The sequence below is a fragment of the Cellulosimicrobium sp. NPDC057862 genome, from assembly GCF_042797035.1.
GTDB lineage: Bacteria > Actinomycetota > Actinomycetes > Actinomycetales > Cellulomonadaceae > Cellulosimicrobium.
Window position 1 is genome coordinate 288,970 of the sequence record NZ_JBHVMH010000002.1, and the last position, 22,884, is coordinate 311,853.

Sequence of the window (22,884 nt, forward strand, 5' to 3'; positions counted from 1 at the left end):
CCCGCCGAGCACGACGTGGGTGTCGTCCTGAGCGTCCTCGCGACGCCCACGTCGTGCTCGACCAGGAGGAACGTCGTGCTCGCTGCGAGACTGGGCGGGTGACCATGCCGACCCCCGTCCGGCCCGTCGCCGGCGTCCTGCTCACACCGGGCGCCGGCGCGAGCCGCGACCACCGCGCGCTCGTCGCGATCGACGACGCGCTCGCCGCGCTCGACCCGCCCGTGCCCGTGCGCCGGATCGACTTCCCGTACCGGACCGCGGGCAAGCGGATGCCCGACCGTCCGCCCGTCGCGATCGCCCACGTGCGCGCCGAGGCCGAGGCGTTCGCCGCCGAGCTCGGCACGACGACGGACCGCCTCGTGCTCGGCGGCCGCTCGTACGGCGGACGCATGTGCTCGATGGCCGTCGCCGAGGGCCTGCCCGCGGCCGGGCTCGCGCTCGTCAGCTATCCGCTGCACCCGCCGGGCAAGCCCGAGCGCCTGCGCACCGAGCACTTCCCCGACCTCCGCGTGCCCGTGCTCCTCGTGTCGGGGCGCACGGACCCGTTCGCGACGCCCGACGAGCTCACCGAGCACACCGCCGCGATCCCCGGTCCGGTCACGCGGGTCGAGCTGCCCGGCGCGCACGACCTCAAGGGCCAGGACACCGCGGTGTGCGAGGCGATCGTCGCGTGGCTCGGGACGCTCGGCCGGCCGAGCCCGTAGGCGCGCCTCAGCGCCGCCCTCGCCGGACGCGGAGCACGGCCGCGTCGACGCGCGGCGGCGGCCGGAACGCCGAGCGCGGCACGGGCCGCCCGACCTCGACCGACCAGCCCCGCGCGGCGCGCCCCGCCGTGCCCTCGCCCGCGGCGATGCGCTGCGCGGCCTGCCGCTGCACGACGACGTCGGCCGCCACGAGCGCGGATCCCCGCGCGAGCACGCGGGCGAGCAGGGGCGACGTCAGCCCGAACGGCGGGTTCGCGACGACGCGGAACGGGCGACGCGGCAGGCGCAGGTCGGCGAGGTCGACCTCGAGGACCGTCACGTCCGCGGCGGCGAAGCGCTCGCGCAGGGCGCGGGCCCGCCGGGGGTGCAGCTCGACGGCGAGGACCCGCGCGCCCGCGGCGACGAGGTGCCGCGTGAGCGCCCCCTCGCCCGCCCCGAGATCGAGGACGAGCTGACCGGGACGCACGCCCGCGTCGTCGACCACGCGCGCCGCGTGCTCAGCGGTGAGCGGGTGCCATCCCCACTCGCGTCGCGTGCCCGGCCCGGCCACGACGCACCATCGTCATGAAGAACATGGCGGTCACGCTAGGACGGCGCGAGCGTCGTCGTCGAGCGATTTGTCCAGGCTCGTGACAGGGGATTCCGACGGCTTTCCGACGGCGCGCCAGGACTGCGTACGATGTGCCGCGGACCACGCCCGAGCCGACCCGGAGGTGATGGATGCGCGCCGCTGGCCGACTGCTCGCGCTCGCGACCCTGGGGGTCGTCACAGCGACGCTCGCCGCGTCGCCGGCGGTGGCCGACGACCGCGACGGCGGCGGCGGGCTCACCGTCACCGTGGACGCCGTGTCCTTCGACGCGAGCCGGTTGCGCGACGGCTCCGGATGGCTCGGCTACATCGTCACGGCCCCGGACGGGTCGCACGCGCGCAACCTCGGCGACCGGTACTCGCGGGAGGACGCGGCCGACGGGGTCCTGGAGCTCGACGTCCCGCAGCGCGGGCCGTACGGCGACGGGTACTGCGTCAGCTGGGTGCTCGTGACGGGCATCGACCGGCAGTTCGCCGGGTGGAACGGCGACACCGCCGTCTGCACCACGGCCGCCGCACCGGCTCCGACGACGCCGCCCCCCGCTCCCACGACGGAGGCTCCCGTCGAGGCGCCGGCTGTCGAGGCGCCGGTGCCGGTCGTCGAGGCACCCGTCGAGACGGCGGAAGCGCCCGAGCCCGAGGTCACCGAGGAGCCTACGGAGGAGCCGACGACCGAGGCCCCGGTCGAGCCCACCCCCACCGAGACGCCGACGACGCCCCGTCCGGAGCCGTCGCGCACGCCCCTCACGTCCGCCGCGGAGCGCATGGCGCCTCCCCCGCCCGCGGACGAGGCGTTCCCGACGCTCGCCGTGGTCGGCGTCGGCGGGCTCGTCGCCGCGGCGGCGGGCGGCGCGATCCTGCTGCTGCGCCGCGTCGGCTGAGCGCTCAGCGCGTGCGCGGAGCGGAGCTCCCGGACGCGCGGCGCTGCCACCGCACCAGCTCGTCGACGTCCCCCGCCGTGTAGTCCGGGTCCGACGGGTCGTGCGCCGCGACGGCGGGGCGCGGGAAGCGTGCGGCGCGCGCGGTCAGCGGACGGGCGGCGCGCGGGGTCGGCGCGTCGGTCTCGCGGAAGGTCGCCGGGCTCTCGACCATCGTGGGCCTCGTCTCGTCGGGTGGCATCGGCACGAGCCAAGCCGGGGAACGCGTCCGGCCGGTGACGACAGAGCGTCCAGCAGGCGAACAGTCGGCGGAGCCCTGGCGGTTGCGCGGGCTCGCCACCGGGCGGCAACAATCCGGGCTCGTCTCCGGCCTGACGGCGCCCGGCCGACGCGACCCGTGCCGGCCGGGTGTCCTTCAGAGGTGCGGTGCTGCCGCAGGACGCGCGGTGACGAACAGCGACGGGAGGGTCACCCGGCACGGCGAGCCGGACGACGCACCACCTCCTGGGAACGACGAAGCCCTGACCAGTGTTTCCGCTGGTCAGGGCTTCGGTGTCGGAGCCGCCTAAGGGAATCGAACCCTTGACCTATTCATTACGAGTGAATCGCTCTGCCGACTGAGCTAAGGCGGCGTGCTACGTCCCGGTCCGCTCCGCGAACCGCTGGCAACGAGCGCCTACTGTACCCAACGACCGGGCCAGATTCCAAAGCGGCCCCGTGGCCCGCCGTCGGACGCTCCCCGGGTCAGCAGCGCAGCCCGTCCTCGGGCACCGTCCCGTCCACCAGGTAGGCGTCGACGGCGTCGCTCAGGCAGGCGTTCGCACGTCCGTACGCGGTGTGCCCCTCGCCCTCCCAGGTGACGAGGACGGCCGAGTCGAGCGTGTCCGCGAGGCCCTCGGCCCACACGTACGGGGTCGCGGGGTCGTTGGTCGTCCCGATGACGACGATCGGCGCGGCGCCCTCGGCGTGCAGGTCGAACTCCTGCTCCACCACCGGGTACGCCCAGCCGTCGCACGTGAGGCCGCCGAACGCGAAGAAGAACCCCATGGTCGGCGCGGCCTCCTCGAGCCGCTCGAGCTGGGCCTGCATCGCCTCGGGGTCGTCGTCCTGGCGGCCGTCGAGGCAGTTGACCGCGCGGAACGCCTCGGACGAGTTCGACGAGTACGTCCCGTCGGGGTTGCGGTCGTTGTAGAAGTCGGCCAGGTAGAGCAGGACGTTGCCCGTGCCCTCCTCGAACGCCTCCGTGAGCGCCTGCGTGAGCACGGGCCAGCTCTGGTCGTTGTAGAGGGTGACGGCGACGCCGTAGAAACCGAGCGTCTGCGTCACCCGGCGCTCGCCGTCCGTGGGCAGCGGGTTCGCCTTCGCCGCGTCGAGGAGCGAGCGGATCTGCTGCATCCCCTCGTCGGCGTCACCGCGCAGCGGGCACTCGCCCCCGGCCTGGCAGTCCTCGACGTAGGCACGCAGCGCGTTCTCGAAGCCGACCGCCTGCTGCTCGGAGATCGTGTCCGGGTCGAGCGACGTGTCGATCGCGCCGTCGAGCACGAGCCGCCCGACCTTGTCCGGGAACAACCCCGCGTACGTGGCGCCGAGCTGCGTCCCGTAGGAGTACCCGAGGTAGGCGAGCTTCTCGTCGCCGAGGACGGCCCGCAGCATGTCCATGTCGCGCGCGGCGCTCTGCGTGTCGACCTGGCCGAGCAGGTCGCCCGTGTTCTCGGCGCACGCGTCGGCCCAGGCACGGCGGTCCTCCGCGAGCGCCTCGAGCCCTGCCTCGTCCGTGTCGAAGTCGCGGGACAGGGACTCGTCCTTCGCCGCGTCGTCGAGGCACACCACGGGCGAGGACTGCCCGACGCCGCGCGGGTCGAACCCGACGAGGTCGTAGGCAGCGGTGACGCGCTCCCCGATGGTCGGGGCGAGGGACGTGACGAAGTCGATGCCGGAGGCTCCGGGCCCGCCCGGGTTGGTGAGCAGCGAGCCGATGCGCTCGCCGGTCGCGGGCTGGCGCTTGACCGCGAGCTCGGTCTCGCCGGCAGCAGGGTCCTGCCACGAGAGGGGCGCGCGCGCCGTCGTGCACTCCCAGCCCGCGCCGCAGTCCTCCCACGCGAGGCTCTGGCCGTAAAACTCCTCGAAGCCCTCCGGGCCGGTCTCGCCCGTCCCGGACGCCGAGGTCGCGACGTCGTCCACCGGGGTCTGCTGCTTGGGGGGCACCGAGCACGCGCCCAGGACGAGGGCCAGCACGAGGGTCGCGGCGCCGGCCACGGTGCGGCGAGCGGAGCGGGAGAGGGGCGTCGTCACCCGCACACGGTAGCCGCTCCCCCGGTCGCCGCAGGACGGTCCCGCCAGGGCGGGACCGTCCTTTCACGCGCTCTTCACCGCAGCGACCGGCTACTCCTCGACCCAGGCGGACTCGCCGGTCGTGCCGTCCGCCGCGGGCGGCACGACGACGGTCCCGCGGTCACCCAGGACGACGCTCACCTCGCCGCTCGCATCCACGTCGTCGGGCACCCCGACCACCGAGGTGGCCGGCACGTAGTCCATCGTGCACGCCGTGTCGGGGGCGATCTCGACGAACGTCACGACGAGGTCGTTGCCCTGGACCGCGGCCTCGTCCTCCGCGAGCACGGGGCACGTGCTCGACCCGTACGTCACGACGAACAGCAGCCCGGGCTCCGCGCTCCACGCGGCGCCGGTCCCACCCTCGGTCGGCGCGTCGACGCCGGGCGGCAGGCCCATCCCGTGCGCGCCCGCGACGACGTCCATCGTCCCGGCGTCGGGCAGGCCCTCCTCCTCGGACGCGTCGTCCGACGGCTCCTCGGACGCGTCCTCGCTCGGTCCCTCGGACTCCTCGGAGGCGGACGGGTCGTCCCCGCCGCCGTCGGTCTCGGAGGCGCACGCCCCCAGGAGACCGACCGCGAGGACGAGCGAGAGCGCGGACGCGGCACGAGCCGGCCGGGAGGCGGGGCGGCGGACGGGAACCATGTGGACTCCTCGGTCGACGACGGGTGGCGCGACCATCGTGGGCCCTGCGGGGCGGTCGTGCGCGACGAACCGCGACGCGCCGGACGATCGTGACCCGACGGTGACCCGGGGTGGGAGCATCCCAGCATGGACGCTCCGCTCACGACGCCCGGCACCGGACGGCCCCCGTTGCCCTGGGGCCTGCGCACCGACCTCCGGCGGCACGGCGACGGCGGCGACTCGAGCCGAGTCGGCTACGTCGAGCTCTTCTTCGACCTCGTGTTCGTCTTCGCGGTCACGCAGCTCTCGCACGGCCTCATCGCGCACCCGGGGGCGGAGACGCTCGCGCACACGCTCGTCCTGGGCGTGGCGGTGTGGTGGGTGTGGGTCTTCACGATGTGGGCGACCAACTGGCTCGATCCCGAGCGTGTCCCCGTGCGGACGATGCTCGTCGTCCTCATGCTGCTCGGGCTCGTGCTCGCGAGCGCCATCCCCGAGGCGTTCGGCGACAAGGCCCTGCTGTTCGCGGTGATGCTCGTGACGATGCAGGTCGGGCGCAGCGCGTTCGTCCTGGTCGCCCTGGGCCGCGTCTGGCCGGAGAACGCGGTGAACTTCGTCCGCATCACGACGTGGTTCGTCGTCTCGGGCAGCCTGTGGATCGCGGGTGCGGTCGTCGAGGAGCACCGGCTGGTGCTGTGGGCCGTCGCGTGCGTGATCGACCTGGCGGGCCCGCGCGCGATGTTCTGGCTGCCCTGGCTCGGCGCGTCGCGCGCGAGCACGTGGGTCGTGCGGGGCGAGCACATGGCCGAGCGCGTGAGCCTGTTCGTCATCATCTGCCTGGGCGAGTCGATCATCGTCACGGGTGCCGCGTTCGCGGAGCTGCCGCTCGACGCGACGACCGTGTCCGCGTTCTGCTCGGCGTTCGCGAGCACGGTGCTCATGTGGCTGCTCTTCTTCGACCGCTCCGAGCGGCGCGCGACCGAGTACTTCACGTCGCGCGAGGAGCGCGGCATGGTGGCGCAGACGGCGTACACCTACGTGCCGTTCGTCATCATCGCGGGGATCGTGCTCACCGCCGTGGCGGACGAGCTGGTCCTGCTGCACCCGCTGGGTCACGACGGCGCGGGCCACGCCGACGCGTGGACCGCCGCGCTCGTGTGCGGGGCGGCGGCGACCTACCTCGTCGGCAACGCGCTGTTCCGCCGCGCGGCGGGCGGGAGGTGGTCGCTCCCGCACCTGGCGGGGGCCGCCGCGGTCGCCGCGCTCTTCGGCGCGCACGCGTGGCTCACGCCGCTCGCCCTCAACTGGACCACGGACGCCGTCCTCCTCGCCGTCATCGTCGGCGACGTCGCCCGGGCCCGGCGCCTCCCGGCCCCCACGACCGACGGGTGATCCGCACCGGAGGTGCCGTACGGCCCCTTCGCACGCTTCACCCGGCTTTCACCGGGCGCAAACCCCCCATCGTCGCTAGGTTCGCCCTGTTGGTGCGCGGCAGCCGGCCGCGCTCCGGGTACGGGGATCCGTCGAGAAAGGGCGCGACCGTGGACTTCTGGGACTTCTTCTGGCTCCTCGTCTGGAGCTTCTTCTTCATCGCCTACCTCATCGTGCTCTTCCAGATCATCGCGGACCTCTTCCGTGACCGCGAGCTCTCGGGCTGGTGGAAGGCCGTGTGGATCATCTTCCTCATCTTCCTGCCCATCCTGACGTCGCTCGTCTACCTCATCGCCCGCGGGCGCGGGATGGCGGAGCGGCAGGCGGCGGCGGTCGTCCAGGCGAAGCAGGACACCGACGCGTACATCCGCCAGGTCGCGACCACGTCGCCGGCCGAGCAGATCACGCACGCCAAGTCGCTCCTGGACTCGGGGGCGATCACGCCCGAGGAGTTCGCGCAGCTCAAGGCGAAGGCGCTCGCCTGACGGACGTCGCGTGATCGGACGGGCCGGTCGCACCCGCGTGCGGGTGCGACCGGCCCGTCCCACGATCGAGGCATGACCCGCTTCGGCTACACCCTCATGACCGAGCAGTCCGGCCCGCGCGCGCTCGTCGAGCACGCGGTCGACGCGGAGCGCGCCGGGTTCGAGTTCGAGGTGATGAGCGACCACTACTTCCCGTGGCTCGACGCCCAGGGCCACTCCCCCTACGCCTGGTCCGTGCTCGGCGCCGTCGCCCAGGCGACGGAGCGCGTCGGGCTCATGACGTACGTGACCTGCCCCCTGATGCGCTACCACCCGGCCGTGGTCGCGCAGAAGGCCGCGACGGTCGCCCTCCTCTCCGACGACCGCTTCACCCTCGGCCTCGGTGCCGGGGAGAACCTCAACGAGCACGTCGCGGGAGAGCGCTGGCCCGCGGTCGGCGAGCGGCACGACATGCTCGAGGAGGCCGTGGAGATCATCCGGTCGCTGCTCGACGGCGAGCGCCTCACGTTCGAGGGCGTGCACTACCGCGTCGACTCCGCCCGGCTCTGGGACCTCCCCGACGAGACCGTGGAGATCGGCGCCGCCGTGTCCGGCCCGCAGTCGGTCGAGCGGTTCGCCCCGCTGGCCGACCACCTCGTGACCACCGAGCCCGACGCCGACGTCGTCGAGCGGTGGTCGGGGGTCCGGGACCGCGCCGACCTCGCGCCGTCGCGCGTCGTCGGGCAGATGCCGATCTGCTGGGACCCCGACGAGGACGCCGCGGTGGCCCGCGCGCACGAGCAGTTCCGCTGGTTCGGGGGCGGCTGGCGCGTGAACGCCGACCTGCCCACGACCGAGGCGTTCGAGGCCGCGAGCCAGTTCGTCCGGCCCGAGGACGTCGCGCGGTCGATCCCGTGCGGCCCGGACCTCGACGCGGTCGTCGAGGCGGCGTCCGCATGGTGGGAGGCGGGGTTCACCGACCTCGCGCTCGTCCAGGTGGGCGAGGTCGGGCAGCGCGAGTTCCTCGCGGACGCCGCGGGGCCGCTGCTGGAGAGGCTGCGCGCGGCGGCGCCGTCGAGCTAGCCGCCGTCAGCCCTGGGGGCGCAGCGCGATGACCATCGCCTCGACGGCGAGCAGCGGCGCGACGTTGCCCTCGAGCCGCTCGCGCGCGACACCGATCGCGTCCATCCGCCGCACGGTCTGCTCCGGCGTCGAGTCCTCGGCGAGCGTGCGCACCGCCTCCGCGAGCTCGACGTTGACGAGCTCGACCTCGGCCCCGAGCTGCACGACGAGCACGTCGCGGTAGAGGGACAGCAGGTCGACCATCGCGCGGTCGAGCACGTCGCGCTGGTGCCGGGTCGCGCGCCGCTTCTGGTCGGCCTCGAGGTCGCGGAGCTGGGACCGCAGGCGGGGCGGGAGGGTCTCGCCGTCGGCGACGCCGAGCGCGCGCAGCAGCTCGGCCTTCTCGGCCGCGTCGCGCTCCTCGGTCGCCGCCTTCGCCTCGGATTGCGCGAGGTCCACGAGCTCGCCCGCGGCGAGGACGGCGTCGCCGACCCCGCGGACCCGGCGCGCGAGCGAGAGCACCGACGTCCGCCGGTCCCGGGCCGCCGCGTCGCGGGCCAGCCGGCGCGCGAGCCCGATGTGGCTCTGCGCCGCGCGGGCGGCGACGAGCGCGACGTGCTCGTCCACGCCGTCGCGCTGGACCAGCAGCCCGGCCACGGCCTCGACCGGGGGCACGCGCAGCACGACGCCGCGGCACCGGGAGCGGATGGTGACGAGCACGTCCTGCGGGCTCGGCGCGCAGAGGATCCACACGGTGTGGGGGGCGGGCTCCTCGATCGCCTTGAGCAGCACGTTCGTGGTGCGTTCCGCCATGCGGTCGGCGTCCTCGACGACGATCACGCGACGTCGCCCCTGCGACGGCGTGCGGCTCGCGACGGTCACGAGGTCGCGCACCTCGTCGATCTTGATCGTCACGAGCTCCGTCGCGACGAGCGTGACGTCGGGGTGCGTGCCCGCGAGGGTGGTGCGGCACGCCTGGCAGTGACCGCACCCGCCCTGCTCGCACTGGAGCGCGGCGGCGAACGCGCGCGCGGCGTTCGAGCGGCCGGAGCCGGGCGGGCCGGTGAGCAGCCACGCGTGCGTCATCGCCGCCGGGTCGGTGGCGGCGGTGCGGAGCACCTCGACGGCCTGCTCCTGCCCGACGACGTCGTCCCAGACGGTCACGCCGCACCGCTCCCCGTCGCCGGCCCGGCCGTGCTCGCCGTGCCGGGCTCGTAGCCGATCGCGCTGTCGGTGTCGTCGAAGCCGTCGTCCGGGTCTGCCGCGACCGTGTCCTCCGCCTCCTCCACGACCGGCGTGAGCTCGAGACGGGCCGCGACGTCGACCCGGATCTGGGCCTGGAGGTCGTCGACCGACGCCGACGCGTCGAGCACGACCCAGCGCTCCGGGTCCGCCGCGGCGCGCGCGAGGAACGCCTCGCGCGTGCGGCGGTGGAACTCCGCCCCCGCTCGCTCCAGCCGGTCGTGCTGACGGCGGATCCGCGCGGTGGCCGCCACCGGGTCGAGGTCGAGCAGGATCGTGACGTCCGGCATGAGGTCCTGCACGGCCCAGCGCGAGATGAGCTCGACCTCGTCCGCGCCGAGCTCGCGCCCACCCGCCTGGTACGCGACCGACGAGTCGAGGTAGCGGTCCGTGACGACGACCGCGCCACGCTCGAGGGCCGGGCGCACGAGGCTCGCGACGTGGTGCGCGCGGTCGGCGGCGTAGATGAGCGCCTCGGTGCGCGGGTCCATGTCCTGCCCGTGGAGCACCGCGGCGCGCAGCTCCTTGCCGAGCTCGGTGCCGCCGGGCTCGCGCGTCAGCACGACCTCGCGCCCCGTGAGCTCGCCGAGCCACCGCCCGAGCAGGCGCGACTGGGTGGACTTGCCGACGCCGTCGCCGCCCTCGAACGAGATGAAGTACCCGGGTGCGCTCACGGCGTCCACCCTATCCGCGGCGTCGGACACGGGTGCGGCCGCGGGCTAGCCTCGGGACATGCCCGACCCCGCTGCCGCGCCCCGCCCCCTGCCCACCCCCGGCGTCGCGTTCGCCGGACGCACGTTCGAGGCCGTGCTGTTCGACATGGACGGCACGCTCATCGACTCCGTCCCGGCGGTCGACCGGAACTGGCGGCGCTGGGCCGCGGAGCACGGCCTGCCCGACCCCGAGGAGTTCCAGATCCAGCACGGCACCCCGGCGCGCACGCTCATCGCCGAGCTCCTGCCGGAGGACCGGGTCGAGTCGGCCTACGAGCGCATCCATGCGCTCGAGCTCGAGGACAACGAGGGTGTGACGATCCTGCCCGGCACGCGCGACGCGCTGGCCGTCCTCCCGCCCGCGCGGCAGGCGATCGTCACGTCCTGCACGCGCCCGCTCGCCGCGGCACGCATGAAGGCGTCGGGTCTCGCCGCGCCGTCGGTCGTCGTGACGGCCGACGACGTCGAGCGCGGCAAGCCCGACCCGGACCCGTTCCTGCTCGGCGCGGAGCGGTTGGGCGTGGACCCGGCACGGTGCCTCGTCGTCGAGGACGCCCCCGCAGGGATCGCCGCGGCGCACGCCGCGGGCTGCGCGACGCTGGCCGTGACGGGCACCCACTCGGCCGCCGAGCTCGCGCAGGCGTCTCCCGCACCCGACGCCCTGGCGACGGGCCTCGCGGCGGTCCGCTTCGTCGTCAGCCCCGACGGCGTTCGCGTCACGGACGCCTGACCACCCGCCGACCATGGGGTTGCCTCCCGGCCTCGTCGCCTGACGGGCCAGAACCGCATGCTCGGCAGGCCGCAGACGCATGGCCGTCAGTAGACGCCCGCGCGCAGCGCGGCCGCGACGACCTTCGACGCCGCGGCGTGGACCTCGGCGAGCTCGTCCAGGCTGAGCCCCGTGGCCGCGACGATCGACGGCGGGATGCGCTCGGCGTCGCGGCGGCGCGCGCGCCCCTCGGCGGTGAGGGTCACGCGGACCTGCCGACCGTCGTCGGGCGAGCGCGACCGGCGCACGTACCCGAGCGCCTCGAGCCGCTTGAGGAGCGGCGAGAGCGTCCCGGCGTCGAGGTGCAGGCGCGCGGCGAGGTCGCCCACGGTCGACGTCGTGCCCGCGGCGTCGTCCTGCCAGAGCGCGAGGAGCACGAGGTACTGCGGGTGCGTGATGCCGAGCGGCTCGAGCAGGGGGCGGTACAGCGCGACCATGCCCCGCGCCCCCGCCGAGAGCGCGAAGCAGACCTGCGCCTCGAGCGCGAGCGGGTCGGCGAACAGCGTGCCCGCGCCCCGCGCGACCGTCCCGTCGACCTCGTCACCCGTCATGGCGCCATGGTACCGAGGATCGCGCTATTCTTGGTACACCAATGATTGGTGCACCAATCATCTGACGAGACCCTGCAGCGGAGGACACCGTGGCGCGGAAGAACGACAGGCGCACGCTCGGCATGCGCATCACCGAGGGCTTCCTCCCGATCTTCGGCCCCGCGCAGGTCGGCCGGCAGGACGCCGACGGCCGCGGCGTCTCCGACGCGGAGCGCGAGCGCGACCAGGAGCTCAAGACCCGCTTCGAGCGCGTGACGGGCCCGGACGGCCGCAGCTACGTCGTCGAGCACACCGACTGACCCACCCGCGAGATCGACCCGAGCGCCCCCAGATCGACCCTCAGAGGGCCGATCTCGAACGCTCGGGTCGATCTCGCGGCGGACGGGCTCACTCCCCCGGGTACACGACCCCGATCTGGCGGCGCACCTCGTCGAGCGTCCGCATGACCTCGAGCGTCGAGTCCCACGACATGCGCGGGCTCTGCGTCTCCCCCGCGGCGACGCGGCGCGCGACCTCGGCCGCCTGGTACTGCTTGCCCTCGCCCGTGAAGCCGTCGTAGTACCAGGACGCGCCGTCGTGCCGGATCACGCGGAACGACGTCGGGGCGTAGAAGGTGCCCTCGACCTCGATGCGCCCCGCCGTCCCCGAGATCACCGCGGCCGTCGCGGTGCGCGACCACAGCGTCGTCGAGAGCGTCGCCTGCGTGTCGCCGTAGCCCAGCACGACGCTCACCTGCCCGTCCACGCCCGTCTCCGTGAGCGAGCCCACGGCGGTGACCGACGACGGCACGCCCAGCAGGTCGTGCGCGAACGACACCGGGTACACGCCCAGGTCGAGCAGCGCGCCGCCCGCGAGCTCGGGCGCGTAGAGGCGGTGCGCCGGGTCGTACGCGAACCACTGGCCGTGGTCGGCGCTGAGGTTGACGACGTCGCCGATCTCCCCGCGCGCGATCACCCCGCGCAGCGCGGCCACGTGCGGCAGGAACCGCGTCCACATGGCCTCCATGACGAACACGCCGGCCTCGCGCGCGGCATCGAGCACCTCGACCGCTTCCGCCTCGTTGCGCGTGAACGCCTTCTCGACGAGCACGTGCTTGCCCGCGCGGATCGCGAGCAGCGCGTGCTCGTGGTGGTGCGAGTGCGGCGTCGCGACGTAGACGACGTCGACCTGCGGGTCCTCGACGAGCTCCTGGTAGCCGTGGTGCGTCGTCGGGACGCCGTGCGCGGTCGCGAAGCGCTCGGCGCGCACGCGGTCGCGGGACCCGACGGACGCGACGCGGCCCTGGGTGTGCTGGCGCACGGCCTCGGCGAACGACGACGCGATGCCGCCCGCGCCGAGGATCCCCCAGCGGATCGGGGGCGCGGTACGCGGGTCGGGGACGGTGCCCGTGACGTCGGCGGACAGGTCGGGGACGGGGTGGACGGCGGACCGGGCGGACTGCTCGGCGGGCGTCGGGGCGACGGTGCTCATGGGTCCACGCTATCCCGGTGGAATCGCTCCCACAGGCTTTGCGTCCACCGATCGTCGCGCCGCGTGGCGCCCCACGAGACCGCATCTCCCCCGCGATCTCCCCCGCGCGGGTGGTGCGGCGTGCGGCACGCCGCGCCACGATGGGGACCATGACGTCCCCCGCGCCCCGGACCGACGCGCCGACCGACACCCCGGACACGCCCGAGGCGCGCGCGAGCGCCCGCGAGCTCGTCAAGGTCTACGGGTCCGGCACGACGGCGGTGCGCGCCCTCGACGGCGTCGACGTCGACTTCGCGCGCGGGCGGCTCACCGCGATCATGGGACCGTCCGGCTCCGGGAAGTCGACGCTCATGCACTGCCTGGCGGGGCTGGACTCCCCGACGTCCGGCAGCGTGGTGATCGACGGCCAGGAGATCAGCCGCCTCTCGCAGCGTCGGCTCACGGCCCTCCGCCGCACGCGCGTCGGGTTCGTCTTCCAGGCCTACAACCTCGTGCCGACGCTCACCGCGGCGGAGAACATCACGCTGCCCCTCGACATCGCGCGGTCCCCCGTGGACCGCGCCTGGTTCGACGAGGTCGTCGACTCCGTCGGGCTGCGCGACCGCCTGCACCACCGACCGTCCGAGCTCTCCGGCGGGCAGCAGCAGCGCGTCGCGTGCGCGCGGGCGCTCGTCTCGCGGCCGTCGATCGTGTTCGCCGACGAGCCGACCGGCAACCTCGACTCCCGCTCCGCGGGCGAGGTGCTCGCGTTCCTGCGCCGGTCCGTCGACGAGCTCGACCAGACCGTCGTCATGGTCACGCACGACCCGCGCGCGGCGTCGTACGCGCACCGCGTCGTGTTCCTCGCCGACGGCCGCCTCGCGGGCGAGCTGCACGACCCGTCGCAGCAGGACATCCTCGACGCGCTCGCGCTCGCGGCGGACGACGGCCCTCCGGCCGGCCCGCCCGCGGGCGGGGCGTCCGCCGCTCCTGCCGGGCGCCACGCCGCCCCGGTCGACCCGGCATGATCCGCGTCGCGCTGCGAGGCGTGCGCGCGCACGTCGTGCGGTTCGTGCTCTCGGTGCTCGCCGTGACGCTCGGCGTCGCGTTCGTCGTCGGCACGTTCGCGTTCCGCGGCATGCTCTCCTCCACGTTCGACGACATCATCGCGACGACGCTCACGGCCGACGTCTACGTGCGCGGGTCGCAGGAGGTCACCGGGGACGCGGCCGGTCCGGGCGGCGGCGGGGGCGGGAACGGGTTCGCGGGCGACCGCACGCTCGTCCCGGCCGACCTCGCCGCGGACGTCGAGGCGGTCGACGGCGTCGCGCGCGCCGTGCCGGACGTGTCGGGGCCGGTCGTGCTCGTCGCCGCCGACGGGACCGCCGTCGTGACGACGGGCCCGCCCAGCACCGCGTTCTCGATCGACCCCGAGGACCCGAGCCTCACGCTGCTCGACGGCGCCTGGCCGGCCGCGGGCGAGATCGTGCTCGAGCAGAGCGCGGCCGAGACGGCCGGGCTGACGACCGGCGACGAGACGACGGTCGTGCTGGGCGGCGAGCCGACGCCCGTGACCGTGTCCGGGGTCTTCGGGATCGAGGCCGCCGCGGCGGGCGCGGTGCTCGTCGGGATCGACGGCGAGACCGCCCGCGAGGAGTACGCGCCCGACGGCATGGTGCCGCAGCTCTCGGTCTGGTCGTCGCAGACGTCGGGCGACGTCGACGAGGACGCGCTCGCGGAGCGCGTCGGGGACGTGCTGCCCGACGGCGCGGAGGCCGTGACGGGCGAGCAGGCGCGCGCCGAGGCGAGCGAGGCCGTCGAGGAGGTGCTCGGGTTCGTCGAGACGTTCCTGCTCGTGTTCGCCGCGATCGCGCTGTTCGTCGGGGCCTTCATCATCGCGAACACGTTCGCGATGTCGGTGCGCGAGCGCCTGCGCGAGCTCGCGCTCCTGCGCGCGCTCGGCGCGTCGCCGGGCCAGGTGTTCACGTCGGTCCTGGTGCAGGCGCTCGTCGTCGGGCTCGTGGGCGGCGGGCTCGGCGTCCTCGCCGGCGCCGGGCTGGTGCGCGTGATCCGCTGGGGCCTCGCGCTCGCCGGGATGGAGTTCTCGGGCCGCGTCCCGCTCGGCGCGCCGCAGGTCGTCGCCGCGGTCGGGCTGGGGGCGGTCGTCAGCGTGCTCGCGGCCGTCCTGCCCGCGCGACGCGCCGCCGCGATCCCGCCGGTCCAGGCGATGCGCGACGACGTCGCCCCCGACCGCGGGACCGGCGTCCGTGCGGTGGGCGGGATCGTGCTCGTCGCGGCGGGGGCCGGGGTCCTGTGGCTCGCGGCGTTCCTCGGGTCGTCGGTCGCCGACGCCCCGACCGGCTGGGCGTGGGTCGACGACCTGAGCCCGCGCGTGCTGCTCGGCGTCGGCGCGGGGCTCGTGCTCGTCGGCGTGCTCGTCGGGTCCCCGGCCGTCGCGCGCGGCGTGCTCACCGTGCTCGCGTGGCCGCTCGTCGTGGCGCTGCGTCCGCTCGGGCGCCTCGCGCGCGGCAACGTGACGCGCAACCCGCGCCGCACGGCGAGCACCGCGGGTGCCCTGCTCATCGGCATGGCGCTCGTGTCCGTCACGGGCGTCATCGCCGCCTCGACCCAGGCGTCCGTGCGCAGCATCGTCGAGAACGAGGTGCGGGCCGACCTCGTCGTCGACTCCGCGACGCTCGTCGTGCCGGAGGGTGCCGTCGAGGCGGTGACCGCGACCCCGGGCGCCGCCGTCGTCGACACCGTGCGGCTCGGGCTGGCACCCGTCGCGACCGTCAGCACCTCCGGGACCGGGTCATCCGGGTCTGACGACGGGTCGGGCGGCGGCGAGGCCCGCGGGACGGACGTGGCAGGCGTGCCCGCCGGCTTCTTCGACACCGCCCTCGACCCCGTGGCGCTCGCGGGAGACCCGACGGCGACGCTCGAGGCAGGGGACGCCGTCGTGCACCGGCGCACCGCGCGCGAGCGCGGCTGGGAGGTCGGCGACACGCTCCGCCTCGGCGAGGGCCCCGCCGCGGTCGAGGCGCGTGTCGGCGCGGTGATCGACAGCCAGCTCGTCGGGACGGGGATCCTCGTGCGCGACGACGTGTTCGACGCCGTCGTGCCGGCCGCCCAGGCGAGCGTGCGGATCGTCTACGTGTCCGCCGCGGAGGGGGCTACGGCCGCCGAGGTCGAGGACCTCCGCACGGCGCTGACGACCGCCGTCGAGCCGTTCCTCGTGGTCACCGTGCTCGACCGCGAGGACACGGCGTCCGCGTTCGCCGACCAGGTGAACCAGGTGCTCGTCATCCTCTACGCGCTGCTCGCGCTGTCGATCGTCATCGCGCTGCTCGGCATCGTCAACACGCTCGCCCTGTCGATCATCGAGCGCACGCGCGAGATCGGGCTGCTGCGCGCCGTCGGGCTCGGGCGGCTCCAGCTCGCGGGCGTCATCGCGATCGAGTCGGTGCTCACCGCGGTCTACGGGACGGTGCTGGGCGTCGCGACGGGCATCGGCATCGGCGCGGCCCTGCCCGGCGTGCTCGCGGACGAGGGCCTGAGCACCCTCGCCGTCCCGTGGGGCCAGGTGCTCGCGATCCTCGGCGTCGCCGTCGTGATCGGCCTCGTCGCGAGCGTGTGGCCGGCAATCCGCGCCGCCCGCCTCCCGGTCCTCGACGCCGTCACGGTCGACTGACCCGGTTCTCCGCTGAGTGCATGAGATAGTCGCGCTCCGGGCATCCGAACGCGACGATTTCATGCACTCACGGGGCCGGGGAGGGGGCCGGGGTGCGGTAGCGGCGGAGCGGGGCGTTGCGCCAGGCGACGAGCCCGACGACGGCGCTGGCCGCGAGGCCGCCCACCGCCAGCGCGACCGGGGCGGACGTGAGCGACGCCAGCACGCCGCCGCGGAAGTTCCCGACCTCCGGGCCCGCGACACCGACGACGTGCTCGACCGACGACACGCGCCCGCGGAACTCGTCCGGTGTCTCCAGCTGGACGAGCGCGCCACGGGTCACGACGCTCACCGTGTCCGCCGCACCCGCCACCGCGAGGCACGCGAGCGCGAGCCACAGCGGCCCGGCGAGCCCGAACCCCGCCAGCGCGACGCCCCACGTCGCTGCCGCCGCGAGCTGGAGCGCGCCCGCCCGCGGCGCGCGGGTCACCGCACCCGAGAGCAGGCCCGCCCCGATGCCACCCACGGCGACGGCGGACAGGAACAGACCGAGCGTGCGCGGGTCGCCGTCGAACCGGAGCTCGTTGACGAGCGGGAAGAGCGAGATCGGCATCGCGAGCACGGTCGCCGCGACGTCGGTCGCGAACGAGCCGCGCAGCGTCGGCTTGCGCCACACGACCCACCACCCGCCCGCGGCGGCCCGACGGCGCGGCGCCGGCGCGGCGGTCGGCACGCCCGTCGCCGGGGCGGCGCTCGCTGCCTCCGCCCCCGGCGCACGGTCGCCGTCGGGTGCCCCGACCGGCACGGTGGCCTCCACGGCGTCGGACGACGCCGACGGCGTCGCCGGGACGCCACCCGGCGGGAGCGGCGGGAGGCGCACGAGCCCGAGCAGGGCGACGACCGCCGCCACGGCCTGGAGCCCGTACGCCGCCGGGAGGTCCCAGCGCGCGAGCACCAGACCGGCGAGCGCGGGGCCCACGAGCATCGCGACCTGGAACGCGAGGTTCTGGAGCGCGAGGCCCGCGGCGACCTGGTCGGGCGGGAGCAGGCGCGGCGGCACCGTGCGCCGGGCCGGGGAGCCCAGCGCGTTGCACGCGGCGCCGAGGCTCACGAGCCCGAGGAGCACCCACACGGACCGGTTCCCCGCGAGCGCCTGCGCGGCCAGCCCGACCGCGGCGAGCACCTGCCCGGCCGCGGCGAGCCGCATGATCGTGCGGCGGTCGTGGACGTCGGCGAGGTGACCGCCGACGAGCCCGAGCGTCAGGAGCGGGACGGCCGTGGCGAGGCCGATCGTGCCGGTCCACAGCGGGCTGTGCGTGAGCTCCCAGACCTGGAGCAGGACGGCGACGTTCGCGATCTGGAACCCCAGCCCGCCGACGGCGGACCCGGCCCAGAGGTCGCGGTACGCGCGGCTGGAGCGCAGAGGGCGGACGTCGAGGACGTGGTCGCGCACCTCAGCGGTCCTCAGGCGCGGCCGCGTCGGGGTCGGGCTCGGTGGGCCCGGCGGGCAGCGGGTATCCCGCCGCGTCGAGCCGCTCCACGAGGCGGTCGCGCAGCGAGCGGCGCGCGAGGACGCGCTCGAGCTCGACCACGACGGCGCTCAACGCGTGCGGCAGCTCGTCGTCGATCTCGGCGACGGACTCCTCGGTCGCGCGCCACTCCGCCTCCAGGAGCGGGACGAGCGCGCGAGCCTTCTCGGTGAGCGCGACCCGCCGCGTCCGGGCGTCCGGGCCGGGCTCGGTGTCGACCAGTGCCTCGCGCCGCATCGCCGTGACGGTCTGGCTCATCGCCGAGTGCGTCCGCCCGAGCGACTCCGCGAGCTCGCGGATGGTCAGCGGGCCGGTGTGCGCGAGCCGGATCAGCGGGTAGACGAACCGCGACCGCACGCCCTCGATGCCTCGGTCGGTGTAGACCGTGCCGATCTCGTCGTCGAGGCGCCGCAGCAGCGCGTGCAGGGTGTCCCAGCGCCCGGGCACGGTCGTCGGGTCGATCGAAGATGTCATAGCACTGTTATAACAGCGCTCATGCATTGTGCGCCAGAGCGGGACCCGCTGCGCGCGGCGCTCGCGCACCACGTACGCACCGTCCTGGTGAGCAGGGTCGTGACGGGTGCTCGTCACCGTCGCGCTGCTCGCTCGCCGACCCGGCCGGGACCAAGGTCACGCGACCCGGCGTCCCGGTGGTGGTCGCCCGGGTCGCGTGACACGGTGGGGATGGCCGGCGGGCACCGGCCTCGCACGGCTGCGGCGCGCCCGACGGCGACCCACCGACTCCACAGGAGGCCACGATGTCCGAGGTTCCCGTCCGCACGCTCATCAGCCCGCTGCGCTACGTCCAGGCCCGCGGTGCGCTCACGCGGCTCGGCGAGTTCGTCCGGCCGATCGGCACGAAGCCGCTGCTCGTCGCCGACGACGTCGTGTGGGGCATCGTCCAGGACACCGTCGCCGTGTCCTTCCAGGAGCAGGACCTCCCCCGCCACCGCACCGGGTTCGGCACCTACGCCACCGCCGCGGAGGTCGACCGGCTCGCGCGCGAGATCGACGAGCTCGGCGCCGACGTGATCGTCGGGATCGGCGGCGGCTCGACCATCGACGCGGTGAAGGCCGCGGGCCACCTGCGCGGCATCCGGTGGGTCTCCGTGCCGACGGTCGCGTCCACCGACGCCCCGTGCTCCGCCCTGTCCGTCATCTACACCGAGGACGGCGCGTTCGAGGAGTACCGGTTCTTCCCGCACAACCCGGACCTCGTGCTCGTCGACACGGGCCTCGTCGCGAACGCTCCCGTGAAGTTCCTCGTCGCCGGCGTCGGCGACGCGCTCGCGACATGGATCGAGGCACGTGCCGTCGCCGAGGCGAACGCGTCGACCATGGCCGGCGGTCTTCCCCTCGTCACGGGCACGGCGCTCGCGCAGCTCTCGTGGGACATCCTGTGGGAGAACGCGCTGTCCGCGATCGACGCCGTCGCGAACCACCTCGTGACGCCCGCCGTCGAGAAGGTCGTCGAGGCGAACACCCTCCTGTCCGGGCTGGGCTTCGAGTCCGGCGGCCTCGCGGCGGCGCACGCCATCCACAACGGCCTCACCGCCGCACCCCAGACGCACGGGCTCACGCACGGCCAGAAGGTGAACATCGGCTCCGTCACACAGCTCGTGCTGGAGGGCGCACCGACCGAGGAGATCGAGGAGTTCGTGCGCTTCACGACGCGGGTCGGGCTGCCGAACACGCTCACCGAGATCGGTCTCACCGCCGACGACGTCCAGGACCTCCAGCGTGTCGCGGAGGCCGCCACCGCGGAGGGCGAGACGATCCACGCGATGCCGTTCCCGGTGCGCGTCCCGGAGCTCGTCGACGCCCTCCGCTCCATCGAGGGCTTCTCCCGCCGCGTCCGCGCCGAGGCCGGCCTCCCCGAGCCGGTCAAGCACGCTGCACACTGACGCGCGCCCTCGGGCCGGAGCCCTGCCGTCCGGCAGGAGCCCGGCCCGGGGCAGGCCGACCTGGCGGTCCCGACCCCTCGATCAGGTTCGGCGGGAAGGCTGCTACTTCTTGGCGGCGGTCTTCTTCGCGGCGGGCTTGCGCGCCGTCGTGCGCTTCTTGGCCGGGCCCTGCGCGCGCTTCTCGGCGAGCAGCTCGATCGCGCGCTCGGGCGTGATCGACTCGGGCGTGACGTCGCGCGGGAGGGTGCGGTTCGTCTCGCCGTCGGTGACGTACGCGCCGAACCGGCCGTCCTTGACGACGATCGGCTTGCCGCTGTTCGGGTCGTCGCCGAGCTCGCGCAGGGGCGGCGTCGCGGCGCGCTGGCCGCGGCCGCGCTTGGGCTGCTTGTAGAGCTCGATCGCCTCGTCGAGCGTGACGGTGAACATCGACTCCTCGTCGGGCAGCGAGCGCGAGTCGGTGCCCTTCTTGAGGTACGGACCGTAGCGGCCGTTCTGCGCCGTGATCTCCTCGCCCGACTCCGGGTCGGTCCCGACGACGCGCGGCAGCGACAGCAGGCGCAGCGCGTCGTCGATCGTGATCGTGTCGAGCGACTGCGTCTTGAGCAGCGACGCGGTGCGCGGCTTGGGCTGCGCGGCCTTGGCCTTCTTCTGCGCGGCGGCAGACAGGCTCGTGTCGATCGGCGGGAGGTCGAGGACCTCCGTGACGTACGGGCCGTAGCGCCCGGCCTTCGCGACGATCTCGTTGCCCGAGACCGGGTCGGTGCCGAGCACCTTCCCGTCGTCGGCGCCCGCGGCCAGCAGCTCGCGCGCCTTGGCGACGGTCAGCTCGTCGGGCGCGACGTCGTCGGGCACGGACGCGCGCGGCGGGTTCTCGCCCTCCTTGACCGGGACGGACAGGTCCTCCACGTACGGCCCGTAGCGCCCGACCCGGAGCTGGATGCCCTCGCCGATCGGCACCGAGTTGATGCCGCGCGCGTCGATGTCGCCGAGGTTCGCGACGAGGTCGCGCAGGCCCTCGGCGTCCTCCCCCTTCGCGGCGTCGCCGAAGTAGAACTCCGTGAGCCACGCGACGCGGTCGCGGCGCCCGGCCGCGATCTCGTCGAGGTCGGCCTCCATGCGCGCGGTGAAGTCGTAGTCGACGAGCCGGTCGAAGTGCTCCTCCAGCAGCCGCACGACGGCGAACGCGAGCCAGCTCGGCACGAGCGCCTGGCCGCGCGACAGCACGTACCCGCGGTCCTGGATGGTCGAGATCGTCGACGCGTAGGTCGAGGGTCGCCCGATGCCGAGCTCCTCGAGCGCCTTGACAAGGCTCGCCTCGGTGTAGCGGGGCGGGGCCGACGTCGAGTGCCCGTCCGCGGTGAGATCGTCGCCGCGCAGGGCGTCGCCCTCGGCCATCTGCGGCAGGCGCGCGCCGTCGTCGCCCTTGGCCCCGACGACGGGCGCGTCCTCCGCGTACCGGTCGACGTCCGAGCTCTCCTCGTACGCGGCGAGGAAGCCGCGGAACGTGATGACGGTGCCGGACGCGGCGAAGACGGCGTCGCGGCCCGCGACGTCGCCCGCGGCCGCCGAGAGGGTCGCGCCGAGGCGGACCGACGCCGTCGACCCCTTCGCGTCGGCCATCTGCGACGCGACCGTGCGCTTCCACACGAGCTCGTAGAGCTTGAACTGGTCGTCGCTCAGCTCGCGCTTGACCTGCGCGGGCGTGCGGAACGAGTCGCCCGCGGGTCGGATCGCCTCGTGCGCCTCCTGGGCGCCCTGGTTCTTCGCGGCGTAGACGCGCGGCTTCTCGGGGACGAACTCGGGGCCGTAGAGCTCGGCGGCCTGGCGCCGGGCCGCGGTCGTGGCCTCGGCCGACAGCGACGGCGAGTCCGTACGCATGTAGGTGATGTAGCCGTTCTCGTACAGCGACTGTGCCGTCCGCATCGCCTGGCGCGACGACATGCGCAGCTTGCGGCTCGCCTCCTGCTGGAGGGTCGACGTCGTGAACGGCGCCGCCGGGCGGCGCGTGTACGGCTTGGTGTCGAGCGACCGCACGGCGAACGCGGCGTCCGCGAGGCCGGCCACGACGGCACGGGCCGTCGCCTCGTCGAGGTGCGCGACGCCGTCGCGCACCGCCGCCGCCTTGAGCTGCCCCCGGTCGTCGAAGTCGCGGCCCGACGCGACGCGCGCGTCTCCGACCTGCACGAGCCGGGCGCCGAACGCCTTCCCGGCGTCGGGGGCGGACGCGTCCGCGTGCTCGAACGTGCCCGTGACGTCCCAGTACTCGGCGGCGACGAACGCCATGCGCTCGCGCTCGCGCTCGACCACGAGGCGCGTCGCGACCGACTGCACGCGACCGGCCGAGAGGCCCTGCGCGATCTTGCGCCACAGCACCGGCGAGACCTCGTAGCCGTAGAGGCGGTCGAGGATGCGGCGCGTCTCCTGCGCGTCGACGAGGTGCTCGTCGAGGTCGCGCGTGTTCTGGAGCGCGCGCTGGATCGCCTCGCGCGTGATCTCGTGGAACACCATGCGCTTGACCGGGACCTTGGGCTTGAGCGCCTCGAGGAGGTGCCAGGCGATGGCCTCGCCCTCGCGGTCCTCGTCCGTCGCGAGGTAGAGCTCGTCGGCGTCCTTGAGCGCCCGCTTGAGCTCGGCGACCTTCTTCTTCTTGTCCGCGTAGACCTCGTAGTAGGGGTCGAAGCCGTGGTCGACGTCGACCGCGAACTTCCCGTACGGACCCTTCTTCATGTCCGCGGGCAGCTCGGACGGCTGCGGCAGGTCGCGGATGTGCCCGACGCTCGCCTCGACCTCGTAGTCGTCGCCGAGGTAGCCCTGGATCTTCCGAGCCTTGGCGGGCGACTCGACGATCACGAGCTTGCGTGGCATCCGATCCTGCTTTCGTCCGTGCGTACGTGTCTGTGGCGGGGCGCTCCCCGCACGACGGCGGCCGGGCACCACCCGGGGCGCGCCCGGTGCGTCGTGGTGCCGCGAGGAC

General features: G+C 74.7%; 21 protein-coding genes and 1 tRNA gene. 10 read left to right on the forward strand and 12 right to left on the reverse strand.

What is annotated here, in order from left to right; genetic code table 11:
• Positions 1-104 precede the first annotated feature (104 nt).
• The gene (locus ACFVN3_RS03945) at positions 105-704 is read left to right on the forward strand and encodes an alpha/beta family hydrolase (protein WP_378231381.1); all 600 of its coding nucleotides are present in this window, start codon (positions 105-107) and stop codon (positions 702-704) included.
• Between the two features lie 7 nt (positions 705-711).
• On the opposite strand, the gene ACFVN3_RS03950 is transcribed toward ACFVN3_RS03945, so the two are convergent.
• Positions 712-1,254: an rRNA adenine N(6)-methyltransferase family protein gene (locus ACFVN3_RS03950; RefSeq protein ID WP_378230780.1), complete on the reverse strand. Its 543-nt coding sequence runs from the start codon at positions 1,252-1,254 to the stop codon at positions 712-714.
• A gap of 170 nt (positions 1,255-1,424) precedes the next feature.
• On the opposite strand from ACFVN3_RS03950, the gene ACFVN3_RS03955 reads away from it, so the two are divergent.
• A complete protein-coding gene (locus tag ACFVN3_RS03955; protein ID WP_378230781.1) occupies positions 1,425-2,174 on the forward strand; it encodes a hypothetical protein in 750 nt (249 codons plus the stop codon).
• A gap of 4 nt (positions 2,175-2,178) precedes the next feature.
• On the opposite strand, the gene ACFVN3_RS03960 is transcribed toward ACFVN3_RS03955, so the two are convergent.
• The 4 genes from ACFVN3_RS03960 to ACFVN3_RS03975 form a co-directional block, all read right to left on the reverse strand.
• Positions 2,179-2,385, reverse strand: coding sequence for a hypothetical protein (locus tag ACFVN3_RS03960; RefSeq protein WP_378230782.1), 207 nt, complete (start codon positions 2,383-2,385; stop codon positions 2,179-2,181).
• Between the two features lie 345 nt (positions 2,386-2,730).
• Positions 2,731-2,803, reverse strand: a tRNA-Thr gene (locus ACFVN3_RS03965).
• A gap of 112 nt (positions 2,804-2,915) precedes the next feature.
• On the reverse strand, positions 2,916-4,463 hold the full coding sequence (locus ACFVN3_RS03970; protein WP_378230784.1) for an alpha/beta hydrolase: 1,548 nt from the start codon (positions 4,461-4,463) through the stop codon (positions 2,916-2,918).
• Positions 4,464-4,553: 90 nt separating this feature from the next.
• A complete protein-coding gene (locus ACFVN3_RS03975) occupies positions 4,554-5,147 on the reverse strand; it encodes a hypothetical protein (protein ID WP_378230786.1) in 594 nt (197 codons plus the stop codon).
• 126 nt (positions 5,148-5,273) lie between these two features.
• On the opposite strand from ACFVN3_RS03975, the gene ACFVN3_RS03980 reads away from it, so the two are divergent.
• The 3 genes from ACFVN3_RS03980 (at position 5,274) to ACFVN3_RS03990 (ending at position 8,104) form a co-directional block, all read left to right on the forward strand.
• Positions 5,274-6,518: a low temperature requirement protein A gene (locus ACFVN3_RS03980; protein ID WP_378230788.1), complete on the forward strand. Its 1,245-nt coding sequence runs from the start codon at positions 5,274-5,276 to the stop codon at positions 6,516-6,518.
• A 149-nt stretch (positions 6,519-6,667) separates the two neighbouring features.
• Positions 6,668-7,042: an SHOCT domain-containing protein gene (locus ACFVN3_RS03985; protein WP_087471101.1), complete on the forward strand. Its 375-nt coding sequence runs from the start codon at positions 6,668-6,670 to the stop codon at positions 7,040-7,042.
• A 72-nt stretch (positions 7,043-7,114) separates the two neighbouring features.
• A complete protein-coding gene (locus ACFVN3_RS03990) occupies positions 7,115-8,104 on the forward strand; it encodes a TIGR03557 family F420-dependent LLM class oxidoreductase (RefSeq protein ID WP_378230791.1) in 990 nt (329 codons plus the stop codon).
• Between the two features lie 6 nt (positions 8,105-8,110).
• Here ACFVN3_RS03990 and ACFVN3_RS03995 read toward each other — a convergent pair whose 3' ends face one another.
• On the reverse strand, positions 8,111-9,247 hold the full coding sequence (locus ACFVN3_RS03995) for a DNA polymerase III subunit delta' (RefSeq protein WP_378230793.1): 1,137 nt from the start codon (positions 9,245-9,247) through the stop codon (positions 8,111-8,113).
• The gene (gene tmk, locus ACFVN3_RS04000; protein ID WP_378230795.1) at positions 9,244-9,999 is read right to left on the reverse strand and encodes a dTMP kinase; all 756 of its coding nucleotides are present in this window, start codon (positions 9,997-9,999) and stop codon (positions 9,244-9,246) included. The genes ACFVN3_RS03995 and tmk overlap by 4 nt, the downstream gene beginning before the upstream one ends.
• Before the next feature lie 58 nt (positions 10,000-10,057).
• Between tmk and ACFVN3_RS04005 the strand changes: the two genes are divergently transcribed.
• Entirely contained in the window at positions 10,058-10,768 is a 711-nt protein-coding gene (locus ACFVN3_RS04005) for an HAD-IA family hydrolase (RefSeq protein ID WP_378230798.1), read from the forward strand.
• Between the two features lie 86 nt (positions 10,769-10,854).
• Here the strand turns inward: ACFVN3_RS04005 and ACFVN3_RS04010 are convergent, their stop codons facing one another.
• The gene (locus ACFVN3_RS04010; RefSeq protein ID WP_378230800.1) at positions 10,855-11,358 is read right to left on the reverse strand and encodes a MarR family winged helix-turn-helix transcriptional regulator; all 504 of its coding nucleotides are present in this window, start codon (positions 11,356-11,358) and stop codon (positions 10,855-10,857) included.
• A gap of 89 nt (positions 11,359-11,447) precedes the next feature.
• On the opposite strand from ACFVN3_RS04010, the gene ACFVN3_RS04015 reads away from it, so the two are divergent.
• Complete coding sequence (locus ACFVN3_RS04015; RefSeq protein ID WP_047231422.1) at positions 11,448-11,657, forward strand: hypothetical protein; 210 nt, start codon at positions 11,448-11,450, stop codon at positions 11,655-11,657.
• An 88-nt stretch (positions 11,658-11,745) separates the two neighbouring features.
• Here the strand turns inward: ACFVN3_RS04015 and ACFVN3_RS04020 are convergent, their stop codons facing one another.
• Positions 11,746-12,828 carry a Gfo/Idh/MocA family protein gene (locus tag ACFVN3_RS04020; RefSeq protein WP_378230803.1) on the reverse strand — a complete coding sequence of 361 codons (1,083 nt, stop codon included), beginning with the start codon at positions 12,826-12,828 and terminating at the stop codon, positions 11,746-11,748.
• 149 nt (positions 12,829-12,977) lie between these two features.
• Here ACFVN3_RS04020 and ACFVN3_RS04025 point away from each other — a divergent pair, with 149 nt between their 5' ends.
• Together ACFVN3_RS04025 and ACFVN3_RS04030 are read left to right on the forward strand one after the other, a co-directional pair.
• Positions 12,978-13,835 carry an ABC transporter ATP-binding protein gene (locus ACFVN3_RS04025; RefSeq protein ID WP_378230805.1) on the forward strand — a complete coding sequence of 286 codons (858 nt, stop codon included), beginning with the start codon at positions 12,978-12,980 and terminating at the stop codon, positions 13,833-13,835.
• Entirely contained in the window at positions 13,832-16,498 is a 2,667-nt protein-coding gene (locus ACFVN3_RS04030; protein ID WP_378230807.1) for an ABC transporter permease, read from the forward strand. Before ACFVN3_RS04025 ends, ACFVN3_RS04030 begins: the two co-directional genes overlap by 4 nt.
• A gap of 67 nt (positions 16,499-16,565) precedes the next feature.
• Here ACFVN3_RS04030 and ACFVN3_RS04035 read toward each other — a convergent pair whose 3' ends face one another.
• A complete protein-coding gene (locus ACFVN3_RS04035; protein ID WP_378230809.1) occupies positions 16,566-17,930 on the reverse strand; it encodes an MFS transporter in 1,365 nt (454 codons plus the stop codon).
• A 1-nt stretch (position 17,931) separates the two neighbouring features.
• Positions 17,932-18,480 carry a MarR family winged helix-turn-helix transcriptional regulator gene (locus ACFVN3_RS04040; protein ID WP_378230811.1) on the reverse strand — a complete coding sequence of 183 codons (549 nt, stop codon included), beginning with the start codon at positions 18,478-18,480 and terminating at the stop codon, positions 17,932-17,934.
• 284 nt (positions 18,481-18,764) lie between these two features.
• On the opposite strand from ACFVN3_RS04040, the gene ACFVN3_RS04045 reads away from it, so the two are divergent.
• Entirely contained in the window at positions 18,765-19,910 is a 1,146-nt protein-coding gene (locus ACFVN3_RS04045; protein ID WP_378230813.1) for a glycerol dehydrogenase, read from the forward strand.
• A 102-nt stretch (positions 19,911-20,012) separates the two neighbouring features.
• Here the strand turns inward: ACFVN3_RS04045 and topA are convergent, their stop codons facing one another.
• Positions 20,013-22,775: a type I DNA topoisomerase gene (gene topA, locus ACFVN3_RS04050; RefSeq protein ID WP_378230815.1), complete on the reverse strand. Its 2,763-nt coding sequence runs from the start codon at positions 22,773-22,775 to the stop codon at positions 20,013-20,015.
• Positions 22,776-22,884: the final 109 nt, after the last annotated feature.

Coding starts and splice junctions, on each gene's coding strand:
- ACFVN3_RS03945 (WP_378231381.1), top strand. CDS start 105: ATGCCGACCCCCGTCCGGCCCGTCGCCGGCGTCCTGCTCACACCGGGC.
- ACFVN3_RS03955 (WP_378230781.1), top strand. CDS start 1,425: ATGCGCGCCGCTGGCCGACTGCTCGCGCTCGCGACCCTGGGGGTCGTC.
- ACFVN3_RS03960 (WP_378230782.1), bottom strand. CDS start 2,385: ATGGTCGAGAGCCCGGCGACCTTCCGCGAGACCGACGCGCCGACCCCG.
- ACFVN3_RS03975 (WP_378230786.1), bottom strand. CDS start 5,147: ATGGTTCCCGTCCGCCGCCCCGCCTCCCGGCCGGCTCGTGCCGCGTCC.
- ACFVN3_RS03980 (WP_378230788.1), top strand. CDS start 5,274: ATGGACGCTCCGCTCACGACGCCCGGCACCGGACGGCCCCCGTTGCCC.
- ACFVN3_RS03990 (WP_378230791.1), top strand. CDS start 7,115: ATGACCCGCTTCGGCTACACCCTCATGACCGAGCAGTCCGGCCCGCGC.
- ACFVN3_RS04005 (WP_378230798.1), top strand. CDS start 10,058: ATGCCCGACCCCGCTGCCGCGCCCCGCCCCCTGCCCACCCCCGGCGTC.
- ACFVN3_RS04010 (WP_378230800.1), bottom strand. CDS start 11,358: ATGACGGGTGACGAGGTCGACGGGACGGTCGCGCGGGGCGCGGGCACG.
- ACFVN3_RS04020 (WP_378230803.1), bottom strand. CDS start 12,828: ATGAGCACCGTCGCCCCGACGCCCGCCGAGCAGTCCGCCCGGTCCGCC.
- ACFVN3_RS04025 (WP_378230805.1), top strand. CDS start 12,978: ATGACGTCCCCCGCGCCCCGGACCGACGCGCCGACCGACACCCCGGAC.
- ACFVN3_RS04030 (WP_378230807.1), top strand. CDS start 13,832: ATGATCCGCGTCGCGCTGCGAGGCGTGCGCGCGCACGTCGTGCGGTTC.
- ACFVN3_RS04040 (WP_378230811.1), bottom strand. CDS start 18,480: ATGACATCTTCGATCGACCCGACGACCGTGCCCGGGCGCTGGGACACC.
- ACFVN3_RS04045 (WP_378230813.1), top strand. CDS start 18,765: ATGTCCGAGGTTCCCGTCCGCACGCTCATCAGCCCGCTGCGCTACGTC.
- topA (WP_378230815.1), bottom strand. CDS start 22,775: ATGCCACGCAAGCTCGTGATCGTCGAGTCGCCCGCCAAGGCTCGGAAG.